Source organism: Rahnella sp. CFA14(1/10), assembly GCF_004195095.1.
GTDB lineage: Bacteria > Pseudomonadota > Gammaproteobacteria > Enterobacterales > Enterobacteriaceae > Rahnella > Rahnella perminowiae.
In genome coordinates this window covers 258382-285227 of sequence record NZ_SEWS01000009.1, presented here as the reverse complement: position 1 = coordinate 285227, position 26846 = coordinate 258382, and the positions used below count along the sequence as shown (strand labels likewise).

At 53.7% G+C, this 26846-nt stretch carries 21 protein-coding genes and 2 tRNA genes; 11 read left to right on the top strand and 12 right to left on the bottom strand.

Going from position 1 to position 26846, the window contains the following annotated elements:
• Positions 1 to 20: 20 nt before the first annotated feature.
• Entirely contained in the window at positions 21 to 839 is an 819-nt protein-coding gene (locus EVX52_RS19160) for an ABC transporter substrate-binding protein (RefSeq protein WP_129991905.1), read from the bottom strand.
• 192 nt (positions 840 to 1031) lie between these two features.
• Here EVX52_RS19160 and EVX52_RS19155 point away from each other — a divergent pair, with 192 nt between their 5' ends.
• Entirely contained in the window at positions 1032 to 1931 is a 900-nt protein-coding gene (locus tag EVX52_RS19155; RefSeq protein WP_129952612.1) for a GntR family transcriptional regulator, read from the top strand.
• A 494-nt stretch (positions 1932 to 2425) separates the two neighbouring features.
• The gene (gene nac / locus EVX52_RS19145; protein ID WP_129991904.1) at positions 2426 to 3352 is read left to right on the top strand and encodes a nitrogen assimilation transcriptional regulator NAC; all 927 of its coding nucleotides are present in this window, start codon (positions 2426 to 2428) and stop codon (positions 3350 to 3352) included.
• Between the two features lie 113 nt (positions 3353 to 3465).
• On the opposite strand, the gene EVX52_RS19140 is transcribed toward nac, so the two are convergent.
• From EVX52_RS19140 to spy, 3 genes are all read right to left on the bottom strand, one after another.
• Complete coding sequence (locus EVX52_RS19140; RefSeq protein WP_129952614.1) at positions 3466 to 3771, bottom strand: YbdD/YjiX family protein; 306 nt, start codon at positions 3769 to 3771, stop codon at positions 3466 to 3468.
• On the bottom strand, positions 3764 to 5830 hold the full coding sequence (locus EVX52_RS19135) for a carbon starvation CstA family protein (RefSeq protein WP_129991903.1): 2067 nt from the start codon (positions 5828 to 5830) through the stop codon (positions 3764 to 3766). Before EVX52_RS19135 ends, EVX52_RS19140 begins: the two co-directional genes overlap by 8 nt.
• A gap of 288 nt (positions 5831 to 6118) precedes the next feature.
• On the bottom strand, positions 6119 to 6628 hold the full coding sequence (gene spy / locus EVX52_RS19130; protein WP_129952616.1) for an ATP-independent periplasmic protein-refolding chaperone Spy: 510 nt from the start codon (positions 6626 to 6628) through the stop codon (positions 6119 to 6121).
• Between the two features lie 368 nt (positions 6629 to 6996).
• Here spy and EVX52_RS19125 point away from each other — a divergent pair, with 368 nt between their 5' ends.
• On the top strand, positions 6997 to 8430 hold the full coding sequence (locus EVX52_RS19125; protein WP_129952617.1) for a PLP-dependent aminotransferase family protein: 1434 nt from the start codon (positions 6997 to 6999) through the stop codon (positions 8428 to 8430).
• Between the two features lie 8 nt (positions 8431 to 8438).
• Here the strand turns inward: EVX52_RS19125 and EVX52_RS19120 are convergent, their stop codons facing one another.
• The 6 genes from EVX52_RS19120 to EVX52_RS19095 form a co-directional block, all read right to left on the bottom strand.
• Positions 8439 to 9047, bottom strand: coding sequence for an SIS domain-containing protein (locus EVX52_RS19120; protein ID WP_129991902.1), 609 nt, complete (start codon positions 9045 to 9047; stop codon positions 8439 to 8441).
• Positions 9044 to 10684: an FGGY-family carbohydrate kinase gene (locus EVX52_RS19115; protein WP_129991901.1), complete on the bottom strand. Its 1641-nt coding sequence runs from the start codon at positions 10682 to 10684 to the stop codon at positions 9044 to 9046. Before EVX52_RS19115 ends, EVX52_RS19120 begins: the two co-directional genes overlap by 4 nt.
• A 29-nt stretch (positions 10685 to 10713) precedes the next feature.
• Positions 10714 to 11667, bottom strand: coding sequence for an ABC transporter permease (locus EVX52_RS19110; protein WP_129952620.1), 954 nt, complete (start codon positions 11665 to 11667; stop codon positions 10714 to 10716).
• A 1-nt stretch (position 11668) separates the two neighbouring features.
• On the bottom strand, positions 11669 to 12658 hold the full coding sequence (locus EVX52_RS19105; RefSeq protein ID WP_129952621.1) for an ABC transporter permease: 990 nt from the start codon (positions 12656 to 12658) through the stop codon (positions 11669 to 11671).
• The gene (locus EVX52_RS19100; protein WP_129952622.1) at positions 12651 to 14171 is read right to left on the bottom strand and encodes a sugar ABC transporter ATP-binding protein; all 1521 of its coding nucleotides are present in this window, start codon (positions 14169 to 14171) and stop codon (positions 12651 to 12653) included. Before EVX52_RS19100 ends, EVX52_RS19105 begins: the two co-directional genes overlap by 8 nt.
• Positions 14172 to 14437: 266 nt before the next feature.
• On the bottom strand, positions 14438 to 15424 hold the full coding sequence (locus EVX52_RS19095; protein ID WP_129991900.1) for an autoinducer 2 ABC transporter substrate-binding protein: 987 nt from the start codon (positions 15422 to 15424) through the stop codon (positions 14438 to 14440).
• Positions 15425 to 16242: 818 nt separating this feature from the next.
• On the opposite strand from EVX52_RS19095, the gene EVX52_RS19090 reads away from it, so the two are divergent.
• Genes EVX52_RS19090 through astE form a run of 5 tightly spaced genes read left to right on the top strand, consistent with a single transcriptional unit; the run spans position 16243 to position 22395 of the window.
• Positions 16243 to 17463 (top strand): aspartate aminotransferase family protein, encoded by a 1221-nt coding sequence (locus tag EVX52_RS19090; protein WP_129991899.1) that lies wholly within the window; start codon positions 16243 to 16245, stop codon positions 17461 to 17463.
• Between the two features lie 28 nt (positions 17464 to 17491).
• A complete protein-coding gene (gene astA / locus EVX52_RS19085; protein ID WP_129991898.1) occupies positions 17492 to 18565 on the top strand; it encodes an arginine N-succinyltransferase in 1074 nt (357 codons plus the stop codon).
• The gene (gene astD, locus EVX52_RS19080; protein ID WP_129991897.1) at positions 18562 to 20040 is read left to right on the top strand and encodes a succinylglutamate-semialdehyde dehydrogenase; all 1479 of its coding nucleotides are present in this window, start codon (positions 18562 to 18564) and stop codon (positions 20038 to 20040) included. The genes astA and astD overlap by 4 nt, the downstream gene beginning before the upstream one ends.
• 10 nt (positions 20041 to 20050) lie before the next feature.
• A complete protein-coding gene (gene astB, locus EVX52_RS19075; RefSeq protein ID WP_129991896.1) occupies positions 20051 to 21394 on the top strand; it encodes an N-succinylarginine dihydrolase in 1344 nt (447 codons plus the stop codon).
• Between the two features lie 20 nt (positions 21395 to 21414).
• Complete coding sequence (astE, locus tag EVX52_RS19070) at positions 21415 to 22395, top strand: succinylglutamate desuccinylase (RefSeq protein ID WP_129952628.1); 981 nt, start codon at positions 21415 to 21417, stop codon at positions 22393 to 22395.
• 294 nt (positions 22396 to 22689) lie between these two features.
• Here astE and EVX52_RS19065 read toward each other — a convergent pair.
• Positions 22690 to 22779 (bottom strand) — tRNA-Ser (locus EVX52_RS19065).
• Between the two features lie 195 nt (positions 22780 to 22974).
• A tRNA-Ser gene (locus EVX52_RS19060) sits at positions 22975 to 23064 on the bottom strand.
• A 396-nt stretch (positions 23065 to 23460) separates the two neighbouring features.
• On the opposite strand from EVX52_RS19060, the gene EVX52_RS19055 reads away from it, so the two are divergent.
• The 3 genes from EVX52_RS19055 to EVX52_RS19045 all read left to right on the top strand — a co-directional run bounded on the left by EVX52_RS19055 (position 23461) and on the right by EVX52_RS19045 (position 26819).
• Positions 23461 to 24942, top strand: a complete 1482-nt coding sequence (locus tag EVX52_RS19055) for a peptide MFS transporter (protein ID WP_129991895.1) — start codon at positions 23461 to 23463, stop codon at positions 24940 to 24942.
• A 125-nt stretch (positions 24943 to 25067) separates the two neighbouring features.
• Positions 25068 to 26009 carry a glyoxylate/hydroxypyruvate reductase GhrA gene (gene ghrA / locus EVX52_RS19050; protein WP_129952630.1) on the top strand — a complete coding sequence of 314 codons (942 nt, stop codon included), beginning with the start codon at positions 25068 to 25070 and terminating at the stop codon, positions 26007 to 26009.
• Between the two features lie 69 nt (positions 26010 to 26078).
• Entirely contained in the window at positions 26079 to 26819 is a 741-nt protein-coding gene (locus EVX52_RS19045) for a phosphatase (protein WP_129991894.1), read from the top strand.
• Positions 26820 to 26846 lie beyond the last annotated feature (27 nt).

Here is a 26846-nt window from a genome sequence, read left to right as displayed (position 1 = left end):
CTTTACTTAACATTACGGTTTCAGAAAATGGACACCGAAGCCGGGAACTGCCATTTGCTGATGATTTTTTGATAAGTTCCGTCTTTCACCACGTCCTGAAGGCCTTTTTCCAGCAGCGATTTCATTTCGGTATCGCCTTTACGCACGGCAAAACCGATGTGCGTGTCTGCTTCAAACTCAGCACCGACGGCTTCGAAGGTATCGCCTTTTTCGCTCAGCAGTGCCACAGCACCCGGCGTTGACAGGAATTCTGCATCAGCACGTTTTTGTGCCACTGCGACGGCAGAATCCGTGGCAGCCGGGAAGGTCAGCACGGTCAGCGCTGGTTTTTTAGCATCCAGACATTTCTGGTTGTCTGCACGCGCCTGACTTTCTTCAATGCCGCCCAGCGTCACGGCGATGTTTTTGCCGCACAGGGACAAATCACGACCGGTGATTTTTTCCGGATTGCCTTTCGCCACAATGACGCGGCTGCCGATTTTCAGGTACGGCACAAAATCCACCTGCTCAGAACGGGTCGGGTTGATGTACATCGCTGAGTTGATGATATCGAGACGTTTGCCCTGCAACGCGGGGATCAGTCCTTTGAACTCCATCGACATCGGTTCCGGTGTCAGCGCCAGTTTTTCCGACAGGGCGGTGATGAGATCGATATCAAAACCGGTCAGCTTGCCGTCTTTAGTAAATTCAAACGGCATGAACGTGGCGGCGGTGCCATACGTCAGATGACCTTTACTGACCAGCGCCGGCGCAGCAGCCTGGCTGAACAACGGAGCACTCAGGCAAATAGCGGCCAGAGAGACGGCGGCATATCGACGCAAAAAAGCTTTTTTTGACATGACAGACTCCAGTTTCCCATGAGCAGGATTGCTCTTTGTGTCTCATTAAATACAATTAAATTTGTGAGTCAAGGCTCTTTTTTGGTGCATTAATTGCACGATTTGGGGGATTTATAACCAGACTTCACCATCCTCAAGGCTTGTGATATTGTACAAACCTAAACAACAAATACTTTCAGGTGTTGCTATTCCATGACCCAATCTACGACAGCCAGCGGAAGGCGTCTGGCAAACCAAATCCTTGACCTGATACGTGAAGCAAAATTTGAGCCAGGTCATCATCTCAGGGAGCAACAACTGGCTGATATGCTCGGTGTTTCACGTACGCCGGTGCGTACTGCCCTGAAATTACTGTGTGAGTTAGGAATTATCGAAGCGCGACGCAATCAGGGTTTTTTCCTGCTGAAAGCCTTCGACGAACTTCAGCGCATCAGCATTGATATCCCTGCCAGTAATGATCAGGATTTATACGAGCAACTGGTCAAAGACCGTATCGCCGGAAAGTTGCCGGATTCCCTGACGCAGACGGAAATCGCCCAGCGCTATGACGTTGATCGTGGTGTGCTGGCGCGCACGTTGCTGCGTCTGGCGGAAGACGGGTTGATCGCCCGCAACAAGGGGCATGGCTGGTCATTCTTACCGACCCTGAATACCGATGTAGCGCTGAGTAACGGCTACGGATTCCGTCTGATGATTGAGCCAGGCGCGCTAATGGCGGCAGGTTATCACGCCGATAAAAGCGCGCTGCGCCGCTTGCGGATGCAGCATATTTATCTGATTACTCATCCAGATATTCTGGCCGTTGATGGCCGTCAGATTTTCGAAACGGACGCCACCTTCCATGAAATGCTGGCGGAGTTCAGCGGCAATATTTTTGTTTTACAGGCAATTCAGCAGCAAAACCGGCTGCGCCGCCTGCTGGAGTTCGGCAGTTACACCAATAAACAGCGTGTGCGCGAATGGTGCGAGGAGCATGTCGCGATCATCGACGCCGTGCTGGAAGGGCGGATGGAAGCGGCGGCGGACATGATGCGCAGCCACCTGCAATCGGCTTATCAGATGGTGCTTAACAAAGTCGGTAAAGTGGGGTGATCCGCTGTTTTTGTCTTACATAAACAAGAGGAAAAAGTGATGGACTTGGGTATCCAGGGCCGCATGGCGCTGTGGCGGCGTTTCTTACCAGTCAGCAGGCGTCATATATGGCCGGTTCGGTGATCCGCGTCGATGGCGGCATGATCCCGTCAATATAAACGCTACGTCAGGAAGTGATGCTGCGAATCTGTTTCGTGGCATCGCTGTTATTAAACCTGCTAATTTTTAAAGATAACCTATAAGTCTGCATGATATTGGTGCAGGCCTCTTTTGCAGCCGTATGTCATGATCCTCCATTTTATCCCCGCCTTCTGTCGCCTATTTTTCCCGTGTAATAGTTTTCTCTTATATTTTCGTGGATTAGCACCAGTAATGGGGGTTTTTAATTCACGTGCCGGAGATTGGCGTAAATCTTGCTTTTATTAGTCACACTTATTATTCACATCAACAACGACCGCCCAGGGTTATCCCTTTCGCGTAAGATGGAGACAGAGATGAATCTCAGACGTCTGAAGTACTTTGTGAAAATCGTCGATATTGGCAGCCTGACGCAGGCTGCTGATGTTCTGCACATCGCCCAACCGGCATTAAGCCAGCAACTGGCGACGCTGGAAGGGGAATTGCAGCAACAATTGCTGATTCGCACTAAGCGCGGCGTCACTCCCACCGAAGCCGGTAATATTCTTTATTCGCATGCGCAGGCCATTTTGCGTCAGTGTGATCAAATCCACAGTGCCGTAAACAACGCCGGACAATCGCTTAGCGGACAGGTTTCCGTCGGTCTTGCGCCGGGCACTGCTGCCTCCGGGCTGGCGCTGCCGCTGTTGCAGGCAGTTCGCAAACAACATCCGGGGATTCTGTTGTATCTCAACGAGAATTTCGGCACTGCCCTGGGGGACCTGGTGATTAACGGGCGTATGGATATGGCGGTTTTTTACGGTTCCGGCATCGCTTCCGGGCTGAGCAGTCAGCCACTGATGAAAGAAGATTTGTATCTCGTCGGGGCACACTCCGTGCCGAATCCGGGGAAATATGTCGAACTGAGTGATGTGGCAAAGCTAAACCTGTTTATGCCGCGCTCACATAATATTACCCGCCGTCTGGTGGATGATGCGATGGCGGTACGCCGTTTAAGTGCCAATATCATTGGTGAAATTGAATCTTCAGCCACACTGACCGCCGCCGTCGCCAGCGGACTGGGTGCCACTATTTTGCCTGAATCTGCGGCCCGTGCCATGACCGGCCCGGCCAAAGCCTGGATGTCATGTATCAGCGGCCCGGCAATTCAGGTTCCGCTGTCGCTCTGCGTTTGTGAAACGCTGGCATTATCGCAGGAAGCCATGGCGGTGAAAAAAATCCTGTTGTCACTGGTCTTTGAGCAGACCGCGCCGGTGATGGAACCGATGTTAGTGGCGAGCTGATAGTTTAAGACGACCTCCCCTGAAAAGGGGAGGCGTAAAGCCAGAAAACCACATCCGGACGTCTGCTCCTGAGAAAGAAAATCGCCATTTAAGCTGAGGCGTTCAACTCACTATCAGCACGGGCATTTACCCATCTTCCCCCCTTCGCTCGGGAACCGCGCCTCCAGACATCGCCGGTGGAATTCACGTTCAGTCATCGGTGTCATTTCCGGATGTCTGACGGCCATGTGGCGGACATAATTCTGATAATCCTGCACGCCGACCATCAGGCGAAAACTCTGTGCGGTACGTTTTATCGCCAGCCTCAGCCAGCCGGCCACATTGTGTGGTTTTGGCTGCACCGTGAATAACGGCTGACAGCGGATAACCTGTAACACCGCAGGCCGCGGTGTTTTGAATAATGCTCTTGAATCAGACATGGCGGGCCTCACGACGTTGTACAACAGCGGTTTCATGCACTGTCGGCGTGTCTGATTGCAGCGCACGGCGGATCACGAAGCAGGCTGAAATCAACATGGTGACCGCTACCAGCATGAAGAATCCACACAGAAGGGCATTGATCTGATTGTTCAGTACGATGGTGTGCATGTCCGCCAGCGTTTTGGCGGGTTTAATGATTTCGCCGCTGTCGATACCGGCACCGAATTTCTTGGCCTGCGCCAGGAAACCAATCGATGGTTTTTCGTGGAAAATCTTCTGCCAGCCTGCGGTCATCGAGGTGATAAACAGCCAGATAGTGGGCAAAATGGTGACCCATGCATAGCGCTGCTTCTTCATTTTAAACAACACCACCGTGCCCAGAATCAACGCCATCGAAGCCAGCATCTGGTTGCCGATACCAAACAATGGCCACAAGGTATTAATGCCGCCTAGCGGGTCGACGACGCCCTGATAAACGAAGAAGCCCCAGCCTGCAACCGCGACGGTAGTTCCGGCGAAAGTACCAATCCACGAGCGGTTATTGGCTAAAGAAGGCACCGCGACACCCACCAGATCCTGCACCATAAAGCGGCAGGCGCGGGTACCGGCATCCACGGCGGTAAGAATAAATAAGGCTTCGAACAGGATAGCGAAGTGATACCAGAAGGCCATCATCGCACGACTGTTGAACACATCGGTGATGATGTGAGCCATCCCGACGGCGAAGGTAGGCGCGCCACCTGCGCGGGAAAGGATTGACTGCTCGCCGACATCTCTGGCGATTTGCGTCAGAATTTCCGGCGTGATCACAAAGCCCCAGCCGTTAATCACCTGCGAGGCGCTTTCTACCGTGGTCCCGATCAGGGCCGCCGGAGAGTTCATGGCAAAATACACACCCGGGTCGATAACGGATGCACAAATCAGCGCCATGATCGCCACGAAGGATTCCATCAGCATCGCACCGTAGCCGATAAAGCGGATATGACTTTCGCGCTCAATCAGTTTCGGTGTGGTACCGCTGGAGACCAGCGCATGGAAACCTGAAATCGAACCGCAGGCGATAGTGATAAACAGGAACGGGAACAGGCTGCCGGAAAACACCGGACCGCTGCCGTCGATAAAGCGCGATACTGCAGGCATTTTCATCTCCGGCATGGCAAAAACAATGCCTACGGCCAGCCCGGCAATAACCCCGATTTTCAGGAATGTGGAGAGGTAATCGCGCGGTGCCAGCAGCAGCCAGACCGGCAATACCGAGGCGATAAATCCATAGATCACCAGCACCCAGGTCAGGGTGGTGCCGTGCAGGGTAAAGAACGGTCCCCAGAACGGGTCTTCGGCAACATTGCCGCCGTAAATGATGGCGAGCATCATCAGCACAAAACCAATCACCGACACTTCAGCGATTTTTCCCGGACGCAGAAAACGCATGTAGATGCCCATGAACAGGGCAATCGGAATGGTTGCGGCAATGGTGAACAGCCCCCACGGACTGTCGGCCAGTGCTTTGACCACCACTAACGCCAGCGCGGAAAGGATGATGATCATCACGCCCAGCGCGCCGAGCATAGTAATAACGCCCGCGAAGTTCCCCAGTTCCTGTTTGGCCATTTCCCCCAGAGAGCGGCCATCGCGGCGGGTAGAAATGAACAGTATCAGGAAGTCTTGTACCGCACCGGCCAGCATCACGCCGACCAGGATCCAGATCGTGCCCGGCAGAAAACCCATTTGTGCGGCGAGGATCGGGCCTACCAGCGGACCGGCTCCGGCGATGGCCGCGAAATGGTGGCCGAACAAGACCCATTTATTGGTCGGTACGTAATCCAGCCCGTCATTGTGACGCTCGGCCGGAGTCATGCGTTTGTCGTTGAGTTCAAAAACTTTTTCAGCGATAAACAGGCTGTAGAAGCGGTAAGCAATGCTGTAACAGGCAATAGCGGCGACCACCAGCCAGAGAGCATTAACATGTTCGCCACGGCTGAGGGCCAGCATCCCAAAGGCAAAAGCCCCGATTAACGCCACCACCAGCCAGGTTATCCCGGACTTGACGCTTTTCATGATGTACAACTCCTTATGAGGGGTCCGGTGAGAGCCCGCCACTTTTTATGTCGAGAGTGTGATGTGCAGAGGTAGGGGTCGCCTGGTTATATTTGGTTGCGACCTTGTTAAATTATTGTTCAAAAATAATGTTTTTAAACAGAAAAGTATGAAGTTAAAGATGAAAATGTGATGCGGCTGGCGCTTTGCGCAAACCAGACGGGGCGGATAACAGCAAAGTTGTGGCGGGGAAGTAAAAAAGCAAAAAAAACCGGCCACGATGGGCCGGTTATTCTGTCAGGTTAAGGATTATTCAGCGGTTGCTGACTTTTCCTGGCCTGGTTTGTGGTCACGCATGTGCTCCATTTTGGCGGCGCGTTGCTGATAGTTTTCATTGAACTGTTTTTTCTGCTCTGGTGTCAGCAGATTATACATTTTGTTCTCAGCACGGGCACGGTCAAGCATGCGGTCAGACTGCGCTTTAGTGATGGTATCAATTTGCGCTTTTACCTTAGCTTCATCGAAGCTGTCGGTCGCCACCAGGTTGTGCATCTGATCCATCTGGGCTTTCATGGCTGCACGGTCAGGGCGCGCCCCGCTGTCTTTCATGATTTCTTTCATCTGTGTTTTCTGCTGTTCAGTCAGGTTCAGGCCCGCAAACGGATTCATATGCTGCGGTCCTTTATGATGCAGCATTTTGCCTTGCGTGGCGGTCGTGGCGTCAGTGGCCGGTGTCGCGGTGGTTTCAGCAGCAAATGCGAAAGAAGCGGAGCTCAGAGCCAGAGTTGAAGCCACAATCATTGCGGTAAGTTTACGCATAATTAAATTCCTCATTGGAGATTCAGGCAATTCGCCCGTTTTGTTTCGACGAAAACAAGTCTACTCAATCCAATGAATAGTAATGCGGTGTGGATGTAAAAGAGTGAAAGGCGGAGTGTTACTTTTCCAGCGATCGTGGAGAAAGTGTTTAGAAAGCGTAAGGTTGCACGAACAGGTGTGAAAGGAAGCTCAGATAAATCTGAGTAATGCGGTGAATTCAAACATTATCATGGTGAATCTTTCGCCGCCATAACTCTCTGTTAAATGTTCGTCGCTGTTGATGAGCAGTTTACGTCAGAGGGAAAGCGCAAAATCAGGTATAATAGTTATCTTTTGATTAACACTTTCTATAACAGTGCTGATGGATAATGACTCAATCCCGTTATGAAACGCTGGCGCGTACCTTGCGCAGACAAATTGATACGCAGGTCTGGTTACCGGGCGAACGGCTGCCTTCATTGCGTGATACCTGTAAACAGTCTGGCCTGAGTCTGATGACTGTGTTGCAGGCCTATCAGCTGCTGGAAAGTCAGGGTGTGATTGTCGCACGTCCGCAGTCCGGCTATTTCGTGGCGGCGGGGGGGCAGCGACCGGTGCGTCCTTCTCCCGACGGGCGTTTACATGCCGCAGAGCAGGTGGACGTCAATGACGCTATTTTCGATATTCTTAAAGCCGGGCAAGATCCCGCCGTGGTGCCGCTTGGTTCCGCGTTTCCTGATCCGACACTTTTCCCGCAACCACGTCTGGCTCGCTCCCTGGCGAGCGCCGTCCGCCGGATGTCGCCACACAGCGCCACTGCAAATCTGCCGCCGGGTAATGAAGAACTGCGTCGCAGCATTGCGCAGCGTTATGCGCAAAACGGCATTGAAGTGGCACCCGATGAAATTGTCATTACGTCAGGTGCGATGGAGTCGCTCGGGTTAAGTTTGCAGGTTGTGACCGAGCCGGGGGATTGGGTGGCTATCGAATCGCCGGCTTTTTACGGGGTATTGCAGGCGATTGAGCGGCGTAAATTAAAAGCCGTCGCCATTCCGACTGACGTGCGTAGCGGCATGGATCCCGAGGCACTGGAACAGGCGCTGGAAATTTATCCCATCAAAGCCTGCTGGCTGATGTCCAGCTTTCAGAACCCGCTCGGATGCAGTTTGCCGCCGGAGAGAAAAACACGGCTGGTGAGTATTCTTCAGGCGCATAAAGTGGCGCTGATAGAGGACGATGTCTACAGCGAACTGTACTTTGACAGTGAACGGACGGTGCCGCTGAAAGCCTCGTCATACCGCAGCGAAATTCTGCATTGTTCGTCTTTTTCGAAATCTCTCGCACCGGGCTTTCGCGTAGGCTGGGTGGCGGCGGGGGCTTATGCCGAACGTATTCAACGCCTGCAACTGATGAGTACATTATCGGCCAGTGTGCCGGTTCAGCTGGCATTAGCCGATTATATGCAAAAAGGTGCGCAGCAGGGCGGCTACGATACCCATCTGCGGCGGTTGCGCCGTGTGCTTGAACAACGCCAGATGGCGATGCGTCACGCTATCCTGGCTGAGTTTCCGGCGCAGGTGACAGTGACGCAACCCGCCGGCGGGTATTTTTTATGGCTGGATTTAGGCGATAACGTGGACGCGGCACGGGTCTATCAGCGCGCTCTGGCAAAAGGCGTCAGCGTCGCGCCCGGCACCATGTTCTCCGCCGACGCGCGTTTCAGCCATTGCATGCGCATTAATACCTCTTTCGAATGGGGACCGCACACCGCGCGTGCCGTCTCCATTCTGGCAGCGCTGGTGGCGGAAGAAATTAAAAGGTGAGAATGGTTTCACACATCCTGTTCGCGCAGGATTTTACCGACATTTCCGCCCGGATGGACTTTCAGCAGCCGCTGCTGATCAAAGCCGTTGCGCAGCATGATGTTGCCACACAACGCATCGAACACCGCCAGCACCAGTATGATGGACGTGGTAGCCAGCATATTGAGCGGGTCGATTTCCCGCTCAATATGTGTTTTCACCACCAGCGTGGCGGCACGGGCGATCGCCGAATCCGTATTCTCCGTCACACTGATGATCGCCACGCCCCTGGCTTTCAGCGCCGGTAACAAACGCGTCAGTTCTTCAGAGTTTCCGCCCCGGGAAATTAAAATCATCAGGTCATCGCTGCGCATAAAGCCTAAATCACCATGGGCGGCATCGGTGGCGCTGAGATATACCGCCGGTTGTTCGACGCATGCCAGCATATGGGCGATTTTCCGCGCCGCAATGCCCGACGTCCCGACGCCGCTGACGGCAATTTTGCCCTTACAGCCGGTGATCAGGGTCAGTAACTGCTGCCAGATATCGGCATCGAGATTGTGCCGTAATGCCAGCAATTCCTGGCTGTAGGTTTGCCAGCCCTGGCACGCCAGGGCAAATTCATCCTCCGCATTCATTGGGTTTCCCCCTGCATCAGGCGGCGGTATTTCATGCTGTCGTGGTACATCTCATGAAACACACGGTATTTGCGATCGTAATACTCTTTGATTTTATTGGTTTGCGGTGTGACCGTTTTGCCGATGCGGCTCATGGCCGCCATCGCTTCCGGCAACGAGTCGTATGCGCCGGCCGCAACGGTGCCCATCATGGCACTGCCGAGTAACATCGCTTCGCTTTCTTCCGGTAACAACATTGCACAGCCTGTGGCGTTGGAGTGCTCCTGTACAAACACCGGATTTTTGGTGCCACCACCGCTTGCCATCATGGTATCAATGCGATATCCACTCTGGTTCATGGTCTCGATGATATGGCGGGTGCCCAGCGCCAGCGCCTGAATGGTGGCCAGATAATGCAGTGCCATGTCTTCCGGCGTACGCGAGAGTTTCAGACCGGTCAGCGTACCGGTCAGCGTCGGGTTGGCGCGCGGTGAACGGTTGCCGTGGAAGTAGGGCAGCATATGAATATCTTTGGTCAGGAAGGCGATATTCTCCGGTTCACCGGCCATTTTTCGCAAAATATTGTTGAGTACTTCGTAAATAGTTTTGCCGCTGTCTTTACCCTGTTTCAGTAAATCGTGATAACACGGATGCGACTGAATCATATGGTCAATCAGCGCGCCGGTGGTGGATTGCCCCCCTTCGTTCAGCCAGTAATCTGGCAAAATAGCCGAGTAGTAAGGCCCCCAGATGCCGCCGATATAACGTGCGCTGCGGGACATCGCCATGTGCGCCGTGGAAGTGCCGCCAATCAGCGCGATGCGGTTATCGAAGTCGGCCGATTCACCGGATGCGCCGCTGGCACCGAGAATACCGAGGCTGCCTGCATGGGCATCAATGATAGAAACGCTGACGGCGGTGCCTGCCATCAGCCCCATCTCTGCGGCGGCGCGCTGTGTCAGACCATGCCCGAGCGGCTCGCCCATGGTTTTTACTTCACTGCCGATTTTCGCCGCGTTGTTTTCCAGCAAATCTTCCAGCCCGATCTGGCGAAAATAGCTTGGATCCCAGCGGTCTTCATGGCCGATATACGTCCATTTACAGACGGTGGAACACAGCGAGCGCGTGGTGTCCTGTGTGGCGCGCCAGGTCAGAAAATCCGGCAGGTCGAACAGGTGACCGACGTTGTTCCAGGTGGTCGGCATATGCTGTTTCAGCCAGAGCAATTTCGGCGTTTGCATTTCCGGTGAAATAATCCCGCCAACGAATTCCAGCACGCGGTGACCGGTGGCATTGATGCGCTCGGCCTGGGTAATGGCACGGTGATCCATCCAGACAATAATGTTTTGCTCGCTGCGCCCGGACGGGCTGACGGTCAGCGGCTTACCTTCTTTATCCAGCACCACCAGCGAACAGGTGGCGTCGAAGCCGATACCTTTCACCTGGATCGGGTTGATGTCAGCCTGATTAACCGCATCTTTCACGGCGTTACAGACAGATTGCCAGATCTCATCGGACGATTGCTCGACGAAATCGGCTTTCGGGCGGTATAACGTAATCTCACGGCTGGCCTGGCCAACCATGCGGCCGGTCATGTCGAAGACACCCGCGCGGGCGCTGCCGGTACCTACGTCGACTCCAATAAAATAACTCGCCATGTTCTTTCCCTTCGGTAAAAAGCTTTCGCTTAAGATTTTCTGTTTTGCAGAGCGATAAACAGGATCAGAACGCCGCCCCACAGAGCCATTGTCAGATAACTGCTTACCCCCATCAGGTTCAGGCCACTTTCCAGCATTTGCAGGACGATCAGTGCCAGTACCAGCCCGATGACCCGGCCGAAACCGCCGTCGGGATTAATCCCGCCGAGTACGGAGGCCAGAATGGTCACCAGCAAATAGGAGTCGCCGTAACCTGCTTTTGCCGAGTTAAATTTGGACATCATCAGCAATGCCGCACCCCAGCCGAGCAGGGCGGAAAGCACATACACCGCGATAGTAACTTTATGGGTATTGACGCCGCTGAACCGCGTGGCCTGTTCGTTGGAACCCATCAGATATAAGCTGCGGCCAAGTGTGGTGTGTTCGAGTAATACCCATAACAACAGCGCCACCAGCAGGAATAACAGCAGTGCGACCGGAATGCCCAAAAGACTGCCGTTGCTGAGATACTGGATTGCCGCCGGGAAGCCGGAAATCACCGCGCCGTTGGTCAGCAGAATATTCAGCCCGGCAATCAGCGTCATGGTGCCGAGCGTTGCCAGAATCGGTGAAACTCCGATATACGCAATCAGCGCGCCATTGAGTACGCCAGTCACCACCGCAACGGCCAGACCGGCGAGCATCGCCAGCGCGAAATATTCCGGCTGACCCGGATGCGCCACCAGAATGGCTGCCATTGCCAGCGAACAGGCATTTGCCCCGGCAATCACCGAGAGGTTGATACCACCGGTGAGCATGGTGATGCCCATCCCCAGAGCCAGCATGCCCAGAATCGGCAATTGCGAGGAGATCGACTGGAAATTGCCGATGCTGTAAAAACTGCCGCCCAGCGTAAATGAGAACAATACGGCAACAACAACGATAATCAGCAACTGCAAGCGGATGATGCGGTCGCCGGGGAAGAATCGGGTTAAAGTCGTCATGTCACATCCCCTTTGCCAGTTTGCGTTTTTCATTCCACGCGGTGCTGCTGATGCTGACCAGAATGATCACGCCGCTAAATACCTGATGCCAGTAAGATGAAATGCTCAGCAGCGTCAGGCCGTTTTGCAAAAAGGCCAGCAACATGACACCGAGGACGGTGCCGGTCAGCGAGCCGCGACCACCGGTCATACTGGTACCGCCTAAGACCACCGCCGCCAGTACGGTCAGTTCATAACCGAGTAACGAGTTGGGTGCCACGGACTGAGTGATCTGCGCCTGTACCACGGCGGCGATACCTGCCAGCAATCCCATAAAGCCATACACATAAAAATGCAGACGCAGGATGTTCAGGCCCAGGCGCGACGCGGCATCACGGTTGCTGCCCATGGCGTAAATCTGCCGGCCCACACGGGTGCGGTTCATCAGCACGCCGGTGGCAATAATGACGCCCAGCAGGCTGAGCAGCGGCAGCGTCAGGCCATAGTCGTAACCGTCGGCGGCAGTAAAGGAGAACCAGTTGATGCCGTTCATGAACCAGTCGGGGAAGCCGTAAAGCCAGGTGCCATTGGTCAGATACACCAGCAAACCGTAGAAAAGGTTTAATGTGGCAATCGTGATAATAATGGCCGGCACGCGCAGCCAGTAGACCAGGAAGCCGTTGACCAGCCCGAGCAGTAAACCGATGCCCATCGACATGGCAAACGCCAGAGGAAAGCTGCCGCCATGATGAATGATGTAACTCGCCATCACGTACTGACCGATAGAGGTCACTGCCGGGAAAGAAATGTCAATACCACCGGCAATCAGTACCACAAACAGGCCGCAGGCCAGAATACCGAGAATGGCGTAGCTGGTGGCAACGTCGGTCAGGTTGCCGAGCGTCATAAATTCACGGGTACTGATACTCAGGCCAATCACCAGCAGCAGTACCAGTAATCCCAGCCAGAATTCGTGCAGGGAAAACAGTTTCGTAAGAGATTTGTTATTCATTGATCGCCTCCGCAATCTGCGCTTCGCTGCTCTGATGCGGCGCAAATTCCGCCACCAGCTGGCCTTTACGCATCACCAGCACGCGGTGGCTGTTGTAATACGCTTCCGGGATTTCATCGCAAATCATCAGCACTGCCATGCCGGATTCCGCCAGATCGCGCGCGATGCGGTAAATCCCTTCTTTATTGGCGATATCGACACCGACTGTCGGCGAATCGAGGATCAGGATATGTGGCTGCGTCGCTACCCATTTGGCGATGGCGATGCGTTGTGCATTACCGCCGGAAAGGGTTTTCACCGGCAGGCTGCTGTCCGACACTTTAATGTTCAGATCACGGATCAGGTCTTTCACCACGGAGGCGGCTTTGCGGTGATCCATCAGCCCGGTGCCGGTGCGCAACTTGTCAAAAATTGACACCAGCGTGTTGTCATAAATGGATTGTTCCATGATCAGCCCCTGCGTCAGGCGATCTTCCGACACATACGCAATGCCGTGACGGATAGCGTCGCGGTTGCTGTGGAGTTTCACCGCCTTACCGTTGACACGGATTTCCCCGCTGTCCGGTTGACTCATGCCAAACAGGCTCAGGCAGAGCTCGGTACGCCCTGAACCGAGCAGGCCGATAATCGAGGTGATTTCACCCTGACGCAGCGACAGCGAAATATCCTGATACTGACCTTTGCGGCTCAGATGGCTGACTTCCAGCAGCGGCGTGACGTTGACCGGCGCGCGTTGCGGCAGATGGCTGTAGGTAAAACGCTGTCCGGTCATCAGGAAGGCCAGTTCATTACTGTCAAGTTCACTGGCCGGATAGGTACCGACCAGTTTGCCATCGCGCATCACACTGATACGGTCAGCGACTTCCATGACTTCATCGAGGCGATGACTGACAAATACCACGCAAATACCGGCAGCTTTGAGCTCATTCACCACCCGCAGCAAACCGTTCACTTCGGTGCGGGTCAGCGACGCGGTGGGTTCATCCATAATAACCAGACTGGCGTCAGCCGCGATTGCCCGGCATATTGCCACTAACTGGCGGTCAGCAATCGACAGCTTTTCGACTTTACGATCCGGATCCAGTGAGACGCCAACCCGTTGCATCGCCGCGATGGCTTTTTTGCGCATTGCCTCACGATGTACCCAGAAATCGCCGCCCGGTAAATAACGGTGGATAGCAATATTTTCAGCCACCGATAAATTGGGGAATAAAGACAAGTCCTGATAAATAACCTGAATGCCATAATAAGACGAAAGCTGTGGCGTCAGGGCGTGAAAAAGTTTTCCGTCAAGCGTAATGGCTGCGCCTTTCTCCGGCTGGTAGACACCGGAAATAACTTTAATGATGGTACTCTTGCCGCAGCCATTCTGACCGGCGAGACAATGTACTTCACCTTTATTAAGCGTCAGGCTGACATTATCCAGCGCTAATACGCCGGGGAATTTTTTACTGATTTTTTCGAGGCTGATAAAGGCCTCAGCAGGGGCAGGGGACGTGCTGAGAGTATTCATCGCAATCCTTACAACATGCCCTTCATTCTTCACGCTGCGGGTGCGTTGGCTTCACTTGCTCACCCGAGTCACTTACTTATGTAAGCTCATCGGGGGTTACTCATTTGCCGCCTTCTCACAACACGAATTATTTAGGGTATAAGTTTTCAATGTCTGATTAGAAATTCAGATACGGCACAACATACAACGCCGTATCTGTTTCTATTTGCCTGGTGTGGCGCTGGAGATAAATTATCTCCGGTAAATAAAAGTATTAAAAAGCTAAATCAGAATCCGAGTGATTTCGCATTTTCTGGTGTGACTTCCAGGATTTTATTAAAGCGGATCACGTGTTTATCCATATTCACATCAGCTTTGCCTAACCCGTCGATGCTCAGATCTTTATTCACTTCTTTACCCTGCAACATCTGGTCGGCGACCGTCACTAACGCGTAACCGGCATCTTTCGGATCCCACAGCAGCACTTTCTTAATATCACCGCGCATCAGGTATGGCGCAGCCTGAGCTGGCATGGCAATACCCACAACGGCGATTTTATTTTTTGCACGTTTTTGCTGAACGGCCTGACCGGCACCAATCGGGCCGAGTGAACCGAAACCAATAATCCCTTTCAGATCAGGGTAGGTTTTCATTAAATCGAGCGTTGTGGAGTAAGACTTATCAATATTTTCCGCGACCGGCAGGCGTGACGTGACTTCATGCATATCCGGGTATTTTTCTTTCTGATATTTAATCGCGGCATCGGCCCATGCGTTATGCAATGGCACGGTCAGCGAGCCGACATAAATCGCATAACCGCCTTTGCCGCCCATGTCTTTCGCCAGCTCGTCCATATTGGCTTCGGCGTATTTCTGGCTGTCGATGGTTTCGATATCCCACTGACCAATCTGCTGATCCGGCGATTCGTGCGTTAACACCACAATGCCCTGATCACGGGCTTTCTTAAGCACCGGTTCCAGCACTTTGGCGTCGTTCGGCACCACGATAATGGCGTCGACTTTTTTGGCGATCAAATCTTCAATCACTTTGACCTGCTGAGCGGGATCCGGCGTGGATGCGCCCACCTGATAGGCATTAACATCCAGTTTTTGTGCGGCTTCTTTTACGCCGACTTCCATACGTGTGAACCATGGAATACCGGTGACTTTGGCAACGACGGCTATGTCGTAAGGTTTGGCGGCAAATGACGGTGTTGTGAATAACATGCATGCTGAAACCACACATGCACTGACTAATGCGAGGTTAAATTTCATGTCTGTACCTTTTCTTATGATGTTCTGTTCTGGTGTAGGGAACGGCTGGTGGTTATTTATTCCACATTCAGAGATTAACTTAAGGGGAAAGCTTTTTTCGCGCAGCCGTAAACAGAATGTGATCAGCGCCCTAAAAAGTTAAATTTCATGACTTTTAATGTTAAATTAAAGTTAATAAAAACCATCAAGTCCACACAACAGAGAAAGCGGGGGGAGCGTTACCGATAACAATTTAACAAAATTAGATCTAAAATTTAACAAAAAGAATACAACTCGCGTCAGGAATCGGGGGTTATCAGCAAGAAAAACCGTGAGATTTTTTTTATTTGCGCAGAGTGTGAAGAGGGTCACGGGGTTTTCATGCCCCAACATTGTGCATCGTTGCACCTTGATCAGGCATGGCGCTGCGCCTGAGCGCGGGCTTCACGCGCCGGATCACAATTCTGTATAAAACATCCCGCCGGAAATAAAAATATTTCCCTGCATACTCATTCTTCTGACCGCATTGCTGCACAAGGGGATTTTTTCTTTTATTCATTTTTTATGCAATAAAAGTGAATGATGGTAGGTATTAAGTGGTTGTTTTTTCTAGCTCTCACTTTTTTTATTCACTTTTTTCCTTTGCTGGCATGAAGAGTGCAATCTATGATGAGACTGAGTGAGATTATTTATTAACTTTTAAATAACAAATTAATAACTGTCATTTCTCGCCAGCGTGATTGCCCGCTAAATGTGCAAAAACATCGGAACCCGGTGCATTTCCCGTCTGTATGGGGGACGGGCGCGTGCACCCTGAAATCAGCTTATAAGAGGTTTATATGGAACACCAACAGCAGCCGCAAAACGTCAGCCGCCAGAACTTTGATGACTGGATGGTACCGGTTTATGCGCCGGCGGCATTTATTCCTGTGCGCGGCGAAGGATCCTGGCTGTGGGATCAGGCGGGCAAAGATTATGTCGATTTCGCCGGCGGCATTGCGGTGAATGCACTCGGACATGCGCACCCTGAAATTCGTAAAACCCTGCATGAGCAGGCGGATAAAGTCTGGCACCTGGGCAACGGTTACACCAATGAACCGGTGCTGCGGCTGGCAAAGCAACTGATCGACGCCACTTTTGCGGACAAAGTATTTTTCTGTAACTCCGGCGCAGAAGCCAACGAAGCGGCGCTGAAACTGGCCAGGCTTTACGGCAATAAAACCGGCGGTGAAAAAAACGAAATTATCGCCTTCAAAAACGCATTCCATGGCCGCACGCTCTTTACCGTCACTACCGGCGGTCAGCCGAAATATTCTGAAGATTTTGCCCCCTTGCCAGAGGCCATTACCCATCTGCCGTTTAACGATCTGGCAGCGGTGGCCAGCCAGATCTCTTCCCGCACCTGTGCGGTGATCGTTGAACCGATCCAGGGGGAAGGTGGTGTGGTGCCGGCAGAGGCGGAATTTCTGCAAGGCCTGCGTGAGTTGTGTGACAAACATCAGGCAGTGCTGATTTTCGATGAAGTGCAGACCGGCGTCGGACGCACCGGCGAATTGTATGCCTATCAGCATTATGGTGTCGTGCCGGATATTCTGACCAGTGCCAAAGCGCTGGGTGGCGGTTTCCCGATTGGTGCGATGCTGACCACTGACCGTTATGCCGCGTTATTCCAGCCGGGTACGCACGGCACCACTTACGGCGGTAACCCGCTGGCAACGGCGGTGGCGGGAAAAGTCTTTGCGCTGATTAACACGCCGGAGGTGTTGTCAGGTGTGCAAAAGCGTCATCAGTGGTTTGCCGATGGCCTTAAGCGCATCAACGATCGTTATCGGGTGTTCAGTGAGGTGCGCGGGCAGGGGCTGCTGTTAGGTGCAGTGATGAGCGAACGGTATAAAGATCAGGCCAAACAGCTCAATACGCTGGCGGCCGAAGAAGGACTGATCGCCCTGATTGCCGGGCCTAACGTACTGCGTTTTGCGCCATCACTGATTATTCCGGGTGCGGATATTGAAGAAGGGCTGAACCGGCTTGAGCGTGCCGTTGCGCGCCTGTGCGTGTGATTGTTTGGGATAAATGAGGTAAAGCATCATGATGTTGATTCGACCTGTGCGGCCCGGCGATCTCGCCGACATCCTGCAGTTGTCAGGCAAAACCGGCATCGGTTTAACGTCTTTGCCCAAGGATGAAGCGCATTTACGCGGGCGCATTGAGCGCTCAGTGGCGACCTGGGAAGGTCGCCTGGATAAAGCCGAGCAAGGTTATCTGTTCGTACTCGAAGACACTGAACAGAAAAAAGTGGTGGGCGTCAGTGCCATCGAAGTGGCGGTCGGGCTCAGTGAACCGTGGTACAACTTTCGCCTTGGCACGCTGGTGCATGCCTCCAAAAGCCTGAACATTTATAAACCGGTGCCGACGCTTTTTCTCAGTAATGATCACACCGGTTATACCGAACTTTGTACGTTGTTTCTCGACCCGGACTACCGCCACGGCAAAAACGGACAATTGTTATCGAAAGTCCGTTTTTTGTTCCTGGCGGCATTTCGTGAGCACTTCTCCCGCAAGGTGATTGCGGAGATGCGCGGTATGTCTGACGACAACGGTCATTCACCGTTCTGGGACAGCGTCGGACGGCATTTTTTTGGTATGGAATTCGCCGAAGCCGACCGTCTGACCGGTATGGGACAAAAATCCTTTATTGCCGAACTGATGCCAAAGCATCCTTTATATACCGAGTTGCTCAGTCACGAGGCGCGTGAGGTGATCGGCGAAGTGCATCCGCAAACCGCCCCGGCGCGTGCTGTGCTTGAAGGTGAAGGGCTTCGTTACGAAGGGTATGTGGATATTTTTGATGCCGGCCCGACGCTCGAAGGTGAAATCGATCAGTTACGCGCGGTAAAGGAAAGTTGTCTGCTGCCTGTCCGGCTGGCGGAACATCGCAGCGGGCGGGACGAGCCGCTGTATCTGGTCGCCAATGAGCAATATCAGAATTTCCGTGCCTTACTGGTGCCGGGCGGCGACTCGCCGCATTCTCTGACGCTTAATGGCCGCGAAGCTGACCTGCTCAGTCTGCGCGAGGGCGATACCCTGCGTGCCGTGGCGCTTTTCCCAGGTGATACCCCGGCTCCTGCAACCCAGTTTCTCAAAAAGGAAAGTCTCGCATGATGCAACCTGCACTTTTTATTCAGGGCCAGTGGCGCAGCGGACAAGGCGCGCAACTGAACAAAACTAATCCGGCCGATAATACATTGCTGTGGTCGGCGCTGAGCGCCAGTGCTGAAGATGTCGGGGCCGCCTGTACAGCCGCACGCACGGCATTCCCTGCATGGGCACGTAAAACCGTGACCCAACGTGCTGAGGTGATTAAGCGTTTCGCGGATTTACTGACGGAACACAAAACCCGGCTGGCGGAAATCATCAGTCAGGAAACCAGCAAACCGCGCTGGGAAACGCTGACAGAGATTCAGGCCATGATCGGCAAGGTCGCTATTTCACTGGAAGCCTGTCAGCAACGCACTGGCGAAAAACACACCGCAATGCCCGACGGTGAAGCCGTGCTGCGCCACCGTCCCCATGGCGTGCTGGCCGTTTTTGGTCCGTACAATTTCCCCGGCCATCTGCCGAACGGCCATATCGTTCCGGCTTTGCTGGCGGGTAATACGCTGGTGTTTAAACCGAGCGAACTGACGCCCAAAACCGCCGAAGAAACGGTGAAATTGTGGGAGCAAGCCGGATTGCCGGAAGGCGTTCTGAATCTGGTACAAGGCGGTCGCAGCACCGGTGAGGCGCTGGCAGCCTGCGATAATATCGACGGCCTGCTGTTTACCGGCAGCGCAGGTACCGGCTATCAGTTACACCGTCAGCTCGCCGGTCAGCCTGAAAAAATTCTGGCACTGGAAATGGGCGGCAATAATGCGCTGATTGTCGAGCCGGTAGAGGATATTGATGCAGCGGTTAATCTGACTATTCAGTCAGCATTTATTTCTGCCGGACAGCGTTGTACCTGTGCCCGCCGTCTGCTGGTGAAAGAGGGGGCGGCGGGTGATGCATTTATTGCGCGTTTGCTTGATGTCACCATGCAACTGCGGGTCGGGGGATGGGATGACACGCCGCAGCCGTTTATGGGGGGTGTGATTTCTGACGTTGCAGCACGCAATATGCTGAAAGCGCAGGACGGGCTGCTGGCGCTGGGCGGAAAGCCGCTGCTGTTGCTGACACGCCCGGACCCGCTGAATACGGTCCTGACGCCGGGCATTATCGATCTGACCGGCGTGGCCGGTATTCCTGATGAAGAATATTTCGGCCCGTTGCTGAGCATTTACCGTTACAGCGATTTTGATAATGCCATCGCCCTCACCAACCGGACGCGTTTCGGGCTCGCCACCGGGCTTATCTCTGCTGATCGTGATCAGTTTGAGCAGCTATTGTTAGAAGCCAGGGCGGGCATTGTGAACTGGAATAAACCGCTGACCGGTGCATCAAGCAATGCGCCTTTTGGGGGGATCGGCGCTTCGGGTAACCATCGTCCCAGCGCATATTATGCGGCGGATTATTGTGCCTGGCCGATGGCCTCGCTGGAAACGGACAAACTGGAACTCCCTGCGACGCTGTCGCCAGGTATTGATTTCCGTACAATCTGAGGAGACAGGAATGTCTGGATGTGAAGCAAATTTTGACGGATTAGTTGGCCCGACGCACCATTACGCCGGGTTGTCGTTTGGCAATGAAGCCTCGACTAAAAACCAGGATACGGTGGCGAATCCGCGTCTGGCGGCAAAACAGGGCTTGCTGAAAATGAAAGCGCTGGCTGACCTGGGTTTTGCGCAGGGCATTTTGCCACCCCACGAACGTCCGCATCTGAGCACGTTGCGAAAAATGGGCTTTGGTGGCAGCGATCGGGAGGTGCTGGCCAAAGCGCAGGCTTATTCGCCGCGTTTGCTGTCGTCACTGAGTTCGGCGTCTTCCATGTGGGTAGCCAATGCGGCCACGGTGTCGCCTTCAGCCGACAGCGCGGACGGGCGTGTGCATTTCACGGTCGCCAACCTGAACAATAAATTCCACCGGGCCATTGAGGCAGAAACCACGTCTGCCATTTTGCGCGCGACCTTTCATGCCGATAAATATTTTGCTCATCATGATGCGCTGCCGCAGGTGGCTGCGCTGGGGGATGAGGGCGCGGCGAATCACAACCGGTTATGTGGTGCGTACGATAAACCCGGGGTGCAGGTGTTTGTTTACGGACGTGACGGGCTGGCGACCGGCGGGAACGAACCGGTGCGTTATCCGGCACGCCAGACCCGTTTAGCCAGTGACGCCGTGGCGCGTTTACATCAGCTTGATGAAAAACGCACGGTGTTTATTCAGCAAAATCCGCAAGCCATTGACAGCGGCGTTTTCCATAATGACGTCATTTCTGTCAGTAACGGTAACGTGCTTTTCCATCACGAGCAGGCGTTTGTCAATTCAGGCAAAGCGCTGGAGGAAATCCGCCGCAAAATGGCGGCGCTTGAGCTGGATTTCTGCCCGGTTGAAGTGCCGCAGTCGGAAGTATCTCTCGACGATGCGGTCGCGACCTATCTGTTTAACAGCCAGTTACTGACCAAATCCGACGGCAAAATGCTGCTGGTGGTGCCGGAAGAATCCCGCCAGCACACCGGCGTCTGGGCGTATCTTTCTGCACTGAAAGACAGCGGTGGTCCGGTCGATCAGCTTGAAGTGTTTGATCTGCGCGAAAGCATGCGCAACGGCGGTGGTCCGGCGTGTCTGCGTCTGCGTGTGGCGCTCAACCGCAACGAACTTAATGCCATCAATGTGGCTTCGCTGATGAACGACAACCAGTTCACGCGGCTTAATACCTGGGTGGATACGCATTATCGTGACCGGATGCAGGCTAAAGATCTGGCTGATCCGCAGCTTCTGACCGAAGTGCGCACTGCGCTCGACGAGCTGACGACTATTCTCGGGCTGGGTGCGATTTATCCGTTCCAGCGCTGAGCCATCACAGGAGTGAAGGTATGTTTGATTTACTGGCGACGACGCTGTCCGGCGACGCGGTGACTGAACCTGCAGGACAAACCGAAACGCTGGACTGGCAATGGCGCGGCGAAGGCATTCTTGAGCTTTCACCGCGTCAGCCCTGTCAGGCGGCGGTAGTGATTTCTGCCGGTATTCACGGTAATGAAACTGCGCCTGTTGAACTGCTTAATCAACTGGTCAGCGAACTGCTGTCAGGTGAAAGGTTGTTGCGGGTCCGGTTGCTGGTATTACTGGGCAATCCGCCGTCAATGCGTATCAATAAGCGGTTTACCGGCGCCGATATGAACCGCATGTTTGGCGGACGTCACGCGCGTTATACACCTGATAATGAAACCCGCCGGGCGCAGGAACTTGAACAGGTGATGGCATTGTTTTATCGCAGCGCCACCGCCGCAGGGACAACTGAGCGATTCCACTATGATTTGCACACGGCGATCCGTGGTTCAAAGCATGTGCGTTTCGGGTTATTGCCGTTACAGACGCGAGCGAAAAGCGCAGCGATGCTTGCGTGGCTCGACGCCGCCGGGCTGGATGCGCTGGTGCATCATCGTTCGCCCGGAGGGACATTCACGCACTTTAGCAGCGAGGTTTTTCAGGCCGACAGTTGCACGCTGGAACTGGGCAAAGCGCTGCCGTTTGGCAGTAACGACCACACGCAGTTCACCGGTATCCGCCGTGCGCTGGAAGCGCTGGTCAGCGGCCAACCGTTGCCCGCACGCGAAGCTGCCGCGCCGCTGGTGCATTACCGCGTGGTGCAGGATGTGATCCGCTCACAGGACGATTTTCAGCTGTTTATCCCGGCTGATGCGTTGAATTTTACGGCGTTCAGGCAGGGTTTTGTGATCGCAAAAGAAAGCGGCAAAACTTACAAGGTGGAAGCAGAGGAAGAAGTCGTGCTGTTCCCGAACCCGAACGTTGCGCTGGGGTTAAGGGCAGGGCTGATGCTGGTGAAAATGTGATGAGTAAAAGCAATGTAGTTGCCATTAAAACCCCACCCCACCCCTTCGCAGGGTAGGGAGCCGCTCGAGTTTTTTTCCAGCTGCGAAGAAATGGAACAGGTTTTCTTGCTTGTCCCATGCTAAATCTCGGGTGGGTTTTCTTGCTCCTTCCCCTGCGAAGGGGGTATTCATAGCGGCACGAGAAGCTGAGGTGTGTGCAGGGAATGATGTTGCCTGCCAGCAAAACCGCCCCGGCATGCACCACCCCAAAAGAAAAAGGGTTCTGATTTTCATCAGAACCCTTTTTCTTTAATTTGGCGGTGAGAGAGGGGTTCGAACCCTCGATACGATTTCTCGTATACACACTTTCCAGGCGTGCTCCTTCAGCCACTCAGACACCTCACCGTGTTCGTTACAGCGCGAGCGTTGCAACGGGGCGCTACTATAGGGAGACAGCCGCGAAGGGTCAAGAAAATTTTCAGCGTTTTGTGTCAGGTGCTCAGAGTCTGTTCAGCGGAAATAATGCCGTGGTCGCCGGGTTTTTGAAGCGCCCGAAACAAAAAAGGCTCTGATTTTCATCAGAACCTTTTTTGTTTAATGTGGTGGAGAGAGAGGGGTTCGAACCCTCGATACGATTGCTCATATACACACTTTCCAGGCGTGCTCCTTCAGCCACTCAGACACCTCTCCAGTCGCCAGCTGCACCGCAGTGCTGCTGACCGGCGCTAATGTAGGGAAAAGTAGTCTCACCGTCAACTCTCTTTTACCGGTTCGATGCCATTTAAACAAACTTAGAACAATCTGATGATTTAAAGAACAAAAAATGCCTTAAGGATGTACAGCCGGGATCTGATGACGCACGGTGATTAAAATGACTTATCAAAATGCATAAATAAGTAGCGCTTCTGCATAGAAGCACAATTATCCCGCAAACACTTTTTGTTACCGCTAAATAGCAAGATATGTTGTGGTAATCATCTCCGGTAGCGGTATAACAATGCACTCTGAAAAAATGCTTCGCATAAAAACTGTACAGGTCACCATTTGAAGCAGCGTTTATTTATCACATAAAGACAGGGGGCATTCTTGAGTCAGCCAAATAACACGGTCGGATCGCAGCACCGGACCGCCATACCTGCCGGTGCGGGCACATTATTTTTTGTTCAGACGTTCGCAACGCTCGGCTTTGCTGTGCTGTATTCCACACTGGTACTTTATGCCACCAAAAAACTCGGCTTCAGTGAAGATAATGCCAACGCCATCATGGGCGTTTTCGGTGCCTTCAACTACGGGCTGCATATGTTCGGTGGCTACCTCGGCGGACGTTATCTTAGTAACCGCAATCTTTTCGTACTCGGCATGGTGTTGCAGGTCTTTGGCTGTGCGCTGATTGCGCTGGAAGGCGTGACCGGGTTGTACTGGGGATTAGCCATGTTCCTGACCGGCAGCGGGCTGAATGTGACCTGCCTGAACATGATGCTGACCCAGCGGTTTGCGCCGGACGATGACCGCCGTGAATCGGCCTTCCTGTGGAATTATGCCGGGATGAACCTCGGCTTCTTTATTGGTTTTGCGGTCGCCGGTTATTTCCAGCTCAGCGAAAATTACCGCGCACTGTTTTTGTTCGCCACGTTAGGTAATGTCGCGGCAGTTGTGGTGACACTCTCCCGCTGGTCGATTCTGGCCGACCTCAGCACGCCGCTGAAAGAAGCCAGCCGCAGCCAGTTGTTGCGCCGGATGGCGATCGGTATAGCCATTCTGATTGTGCTGGTACCGGTCATCCGCATGTTGCTGACGCACGCAGAATTCAGCAGTTATTTTGTGGTCGCACTGGGTATGGTGATTTTCGCGCTGATGACGCTGGTGACATTCCGCCATCGTGATGCCGGTGAACGCCGCCGCATGAAGGCATATCTGCTGCTGGCACTCGGTTCGCTGGTTTTCTGGACCCTGTATCAGTTGGCTCCGATGGGGCTGATGCTGTTCTCTGAAAATAATATTAACCTGAATGTGTACGGTATCCGCGTGGCACCGCAGTGGATCCAGAACATTAATACTGTGGTTATCGTGATCGGCGGTCCGCTGATGGCACTGTGGTTCAACCGCCTGCGTCAGCGCGGCTGGAACATTGATATTCCTGCGCAATTCTCTGCCTCATTATTTTGCATGGGACTTGGGATGCTGGTGTTACCGCTGGGGATCCATCTGGCGGGCGGCGACGGTCTGGTGGCGTTTAAATGGATTGCGATCAGCTATCTGCTGCAAAGTATCGGTGAGTTACTGATTTCCCCGATCGGTTACGCAATGATTGGCAAACTGGCTCCGCCGCGTTATCAGGGCGTCATGATGGGTTGCTGGATGATGGTGACCGGTGTGGCGTCGGTGCTGGCGAGTTACATTTCCGGGCTGATGCCGCAAAACGCAGGCAGTACACCGGTACTGACCAATCCGGGCTACAGCCAGGTGTTTAACGTGCTGGGTTGGGGGTCTGTTATCACAGGTGTGGTACTGCTGGTACTTATCCCGCTGCTGCGCCGGATGATCCACCGCGAGCCGGCGGGCGCCTGATTTATTCGCAGTATCCGGCAGTCGCTTCACAAGCCCCGAATTCCGGGGCTTGTTCTTTTTTACGTCACAGGGTAGCATCACGATGATATTCAGGGAAATCTATCTGCTCACAGGAGGCTTCCCCGATGAACATTATTTTTTACCACCCTACATCTGATGCAAAACCCTGGATTGACGGCATAACAAAAAGATTACCGCAGGCCAGTATCCGCGTGTGGAATGCTGATGATCATGACCCGGCGGATTACGCGCTGGTCTGGCGGCCGCCGAGCGCTATGCTTGCGTCCCGCACTATGCTGAAAGGCATTTTCGCACTGGGGGCTGGCGTTGACGCTATCCTCACGCAGGAACAGCGCCATCCGGGCACACTGCCAGCCGGTGTGCCATTGCTGCGCCTTGAAGATACCGGCATGTCTTTGCAGATGCAGGAATATGCGCTGGCGACGGTATTACGTTATTTTCGCCGGATGGATGAATATCAGCTGTTCCAGCAACAAAAGCAGTGGCACCCGCTTGCCCCGCATTCACGCAGTGAATTCACCATTGGTGTTCTCGGTGCCGGCGTGCTCGGCAGCAGCGTGGCGAAGGCACTCGTGGACATGCAGTTTACGGTGCGCAGCTGGAGCCGCAGCGCCAAGTCACTGGAAGGTGTGGCGAGTTTCTATGGGGACGATCAACTGGCGGGGTTTGCCCGTGGCTGCAAAGTGCTGATCAATCTGTTGCCCAATACCCCGCATACCGCCGGTGTTCTCAATCATCAACTGTTCACAAATCTTTCGCATAATGCGTACCTGATTAACCTTGGCCGTGGCGGACATCTGGTGGAAGGTGATGTGTTACGCGCCCTCGACAGCGGCCAGATTGCGGCTGCCACGCTGGATGTCTTCATCGAAGAGCCGTTACCGGCCATGCACCCGTTCTGGTCGCATCCGCGTGTCAGCATTACGCCACACGTCGGTGCTGACACCTTGCCGGAGCAGGCGATGGACAGCATCGTGAGTAATATTCTGGCGATAGAAGCGGGGCGCGAGCCGACAGGCCGCGTCGATCCCGGTCGGGGTTACTGATATTCATCTGCTAACATGATAAATGCTGCGGTTATTTTTGCCGCAGCGGAAGATTTTCAAGGAGAGCACATGCCGTACCCGGTTGACTTACACATGCACACGGTTGCCAGCACACACGCCTACAGTACATTGCATGATTACATCGATGAAGCAGTACAAAAGGGCATCAGGCTGTTTGCCATCACCGATCATGGCCCTGATATGGCTGATGCGCCGCACTACTGGCATTTTATGAATATGCGGGTGTGGCCGCGTCTGGTGAATGGCATCGGCATTCTGCGCGGTATTGAATCGAACATTAAGAATATTCATGGCGATATCGATTGCACCGGCCCGATGCTCAATGAAATTGACGTGATTATCGCCGGTTTCCATGAGCCGGTGATGCAGCCTGTCGATAAAGAAACCCATACCGCGGCGGTGATTGCGGCAATGGCGGGAGGTGAAGTGCATATTATTTCGCATCCGGGCAACCCGAAATACCCGATTGATATTCCGGCGGTGGCAGCCGCTGCCGCAAAATATAATGTGGCCCTGGAGCTGAATAATTCGTCGTTCATCCATTCGCGTGTGGGCAGTGAACCCAATTGCCGCGCCATTGCGCTGGCAGTAAAAGAAGCCGGTGGCTGGCTGGCGCTGGGGTCGGATTCGCATATCGCCTATTCGCTCGGTGGCTTTGAACATTGTGAACGTATTCTGCGCGAAATTGATTTTCCGCAAGACCGTATTCTTAACGTCAGCCCGCGTCGTTTCCTCGATTTTCTTGAGGCCCGTGGCCGTGCGCCCATTGCTGAATTAAGCGAACTGTGACATTGTCGCGGCCAACGTGCGGGTGAT

What these genes read in the sequence shown, in the direction of transcription:
- EVX52_RS19160 (WP_129991905.1), bottom strand. Translation starts at nt 839, where the DNA reads ATGTCAAAAAAAGCTTTTTTGCGTCGATATGCCGCCGTCTCTCTGGCC.
- EVX52_RS19155 (WP_129952612.1), top strand. Translation starts at nt 1,032, where the DNA reads ATGACCCAATCTACGACAGCCAGCGGAAGGCGTCTGGCAAACCAAATC.
- nac (WP_129991904.1), top strand. Translation starts at nt 2,426, where the DNA reads ATGAATCTCAGACGTCTGAAGTACTTTGTGAAAATCGTCGATATTGGC.
- EVX52_RS19140 (WP_129952614.1), bottom strand. Translation starts at nt 3,771, where the DNA reads ATGTCTGATTCAAGAGCATTATTCAAAACACCGCGGCCTGCGGTGTTA.
- EVX52_RS19135 (WP_129991903.1), bottom strand. Translation starts at nt 5,830, where the DNA reads ATGAAAAGCGTCAAGTCCGGGATAACCTGGCTGGTGGTGGCGTTAATC.
- spy (WP_129952616.1), bottom strand. Translation starts at nt 6,628, where the DNA reads ATGCGTAAACTTACCGCAATGATTGTGGCTTCAACTCTGGCTCTGAGC.
- EVX52_RS19125 (WP_129952617.1), top strand. Translation starts at nt 6,997, where the DNA reads ATGACTCAATCCCGTTATGAAACGCTGGCGCGTACCTTGCGCAGACAA.
- EVX52_RS19120 (WP_129991902.1), bottom strand. Translation starts at nt 9,047, where the DNA reads ATGAATGCGGAGGATGAATTTGCCCTGGCGTGCCAGGGCTGGCAAACC.
- EVX52_RS19115 (WP_129991901.1), bottom strand. Translation starts at nt 10,684, where the DNA reads ATGGCGAGTTATTTTATTGGAGTCGACGTAGGTACCGGCAGCGCCCGC.
- EVX52_RS19110 (WP_129952620.1), bottom strand. Translation starts at nt 11,667, where the DNA reads ATGACGACTTTAACCCGATTCTTCCCCGGCGACCGCATCATCCGCTTG.
- EVX52_RS19105 (WP_129952621.1), bottom strand. Translation starts at nt 12,658, where the DNA reads ATGAATAACAAATCTCTTACGAAACTGTTTTCCCTGCACGAATTCTGG.
- EVX52_RS19100 (WP_129952622.1), bottom strand. Translation starts at nt 14,171, where the DNA reads ATGAATACTCTCAGCACGTCCCCTGCCCCTGCTGAGGCCTTTATCAGC.
- EVX52_RS19095 (WP_129991900.1), bottom strand. Translation starts at nt 15,424, where the DNA reads ATGAAATTTAACCTCGCATTAGTCAGTGCATGTGTGGTTTCAGCATGC.
- EVX52_RS19090 (WP_129991899.1), top strand. Translation starts at nt 16,243, where the DNA reads ATGGAACACCAACAGCAGCCGCAAAACGTCAGCCGCCAGAACTTTGAT.
- astA (WP_129991898.1), top strand. Translation starts at nt 17,492, where the DNA reads ATGATGTTGATTCGACCTGTGCGGCCCGGCGATCTCGCCGACATCCTG.
- astD (WP_129991897.1), top strand. Translation starts at nt 18,562, where the DNA reads ATGATGCAACCTGCACTTTTTATTCAGGGCCAGTGGCGCAGCGGACAA.
- astB (WP_129991896.1), top strand. Translation starts at nt 20,051, where the DNA reads ATGTCTGGATGTGAAGCAAATTTTGACGGATTAGTTGGCCCGACGCAC.
- astE (WP_129952628.1), top strand. Translation starts at nt 21,415, where the DNA reads ATGTTTGATTTACTGGCGACGACGCTGTCCGGCGACGCGGTGACTGAA.
- ghrA (WP_129952630.1), top strand. Translation starts at nt 25,068, where the DNA reads ATGAACATTATTTTTTACCACCCTACATCTGATGCAAAACCCTGGATT.
- EVX52_RS19045 (WP_129991894.1), top strand. Translation starts at nt 26,079, where the DNA reads ATGCCGTACCCGGTTGACTTACACATGCACACGGTTGCCAGCACACAC.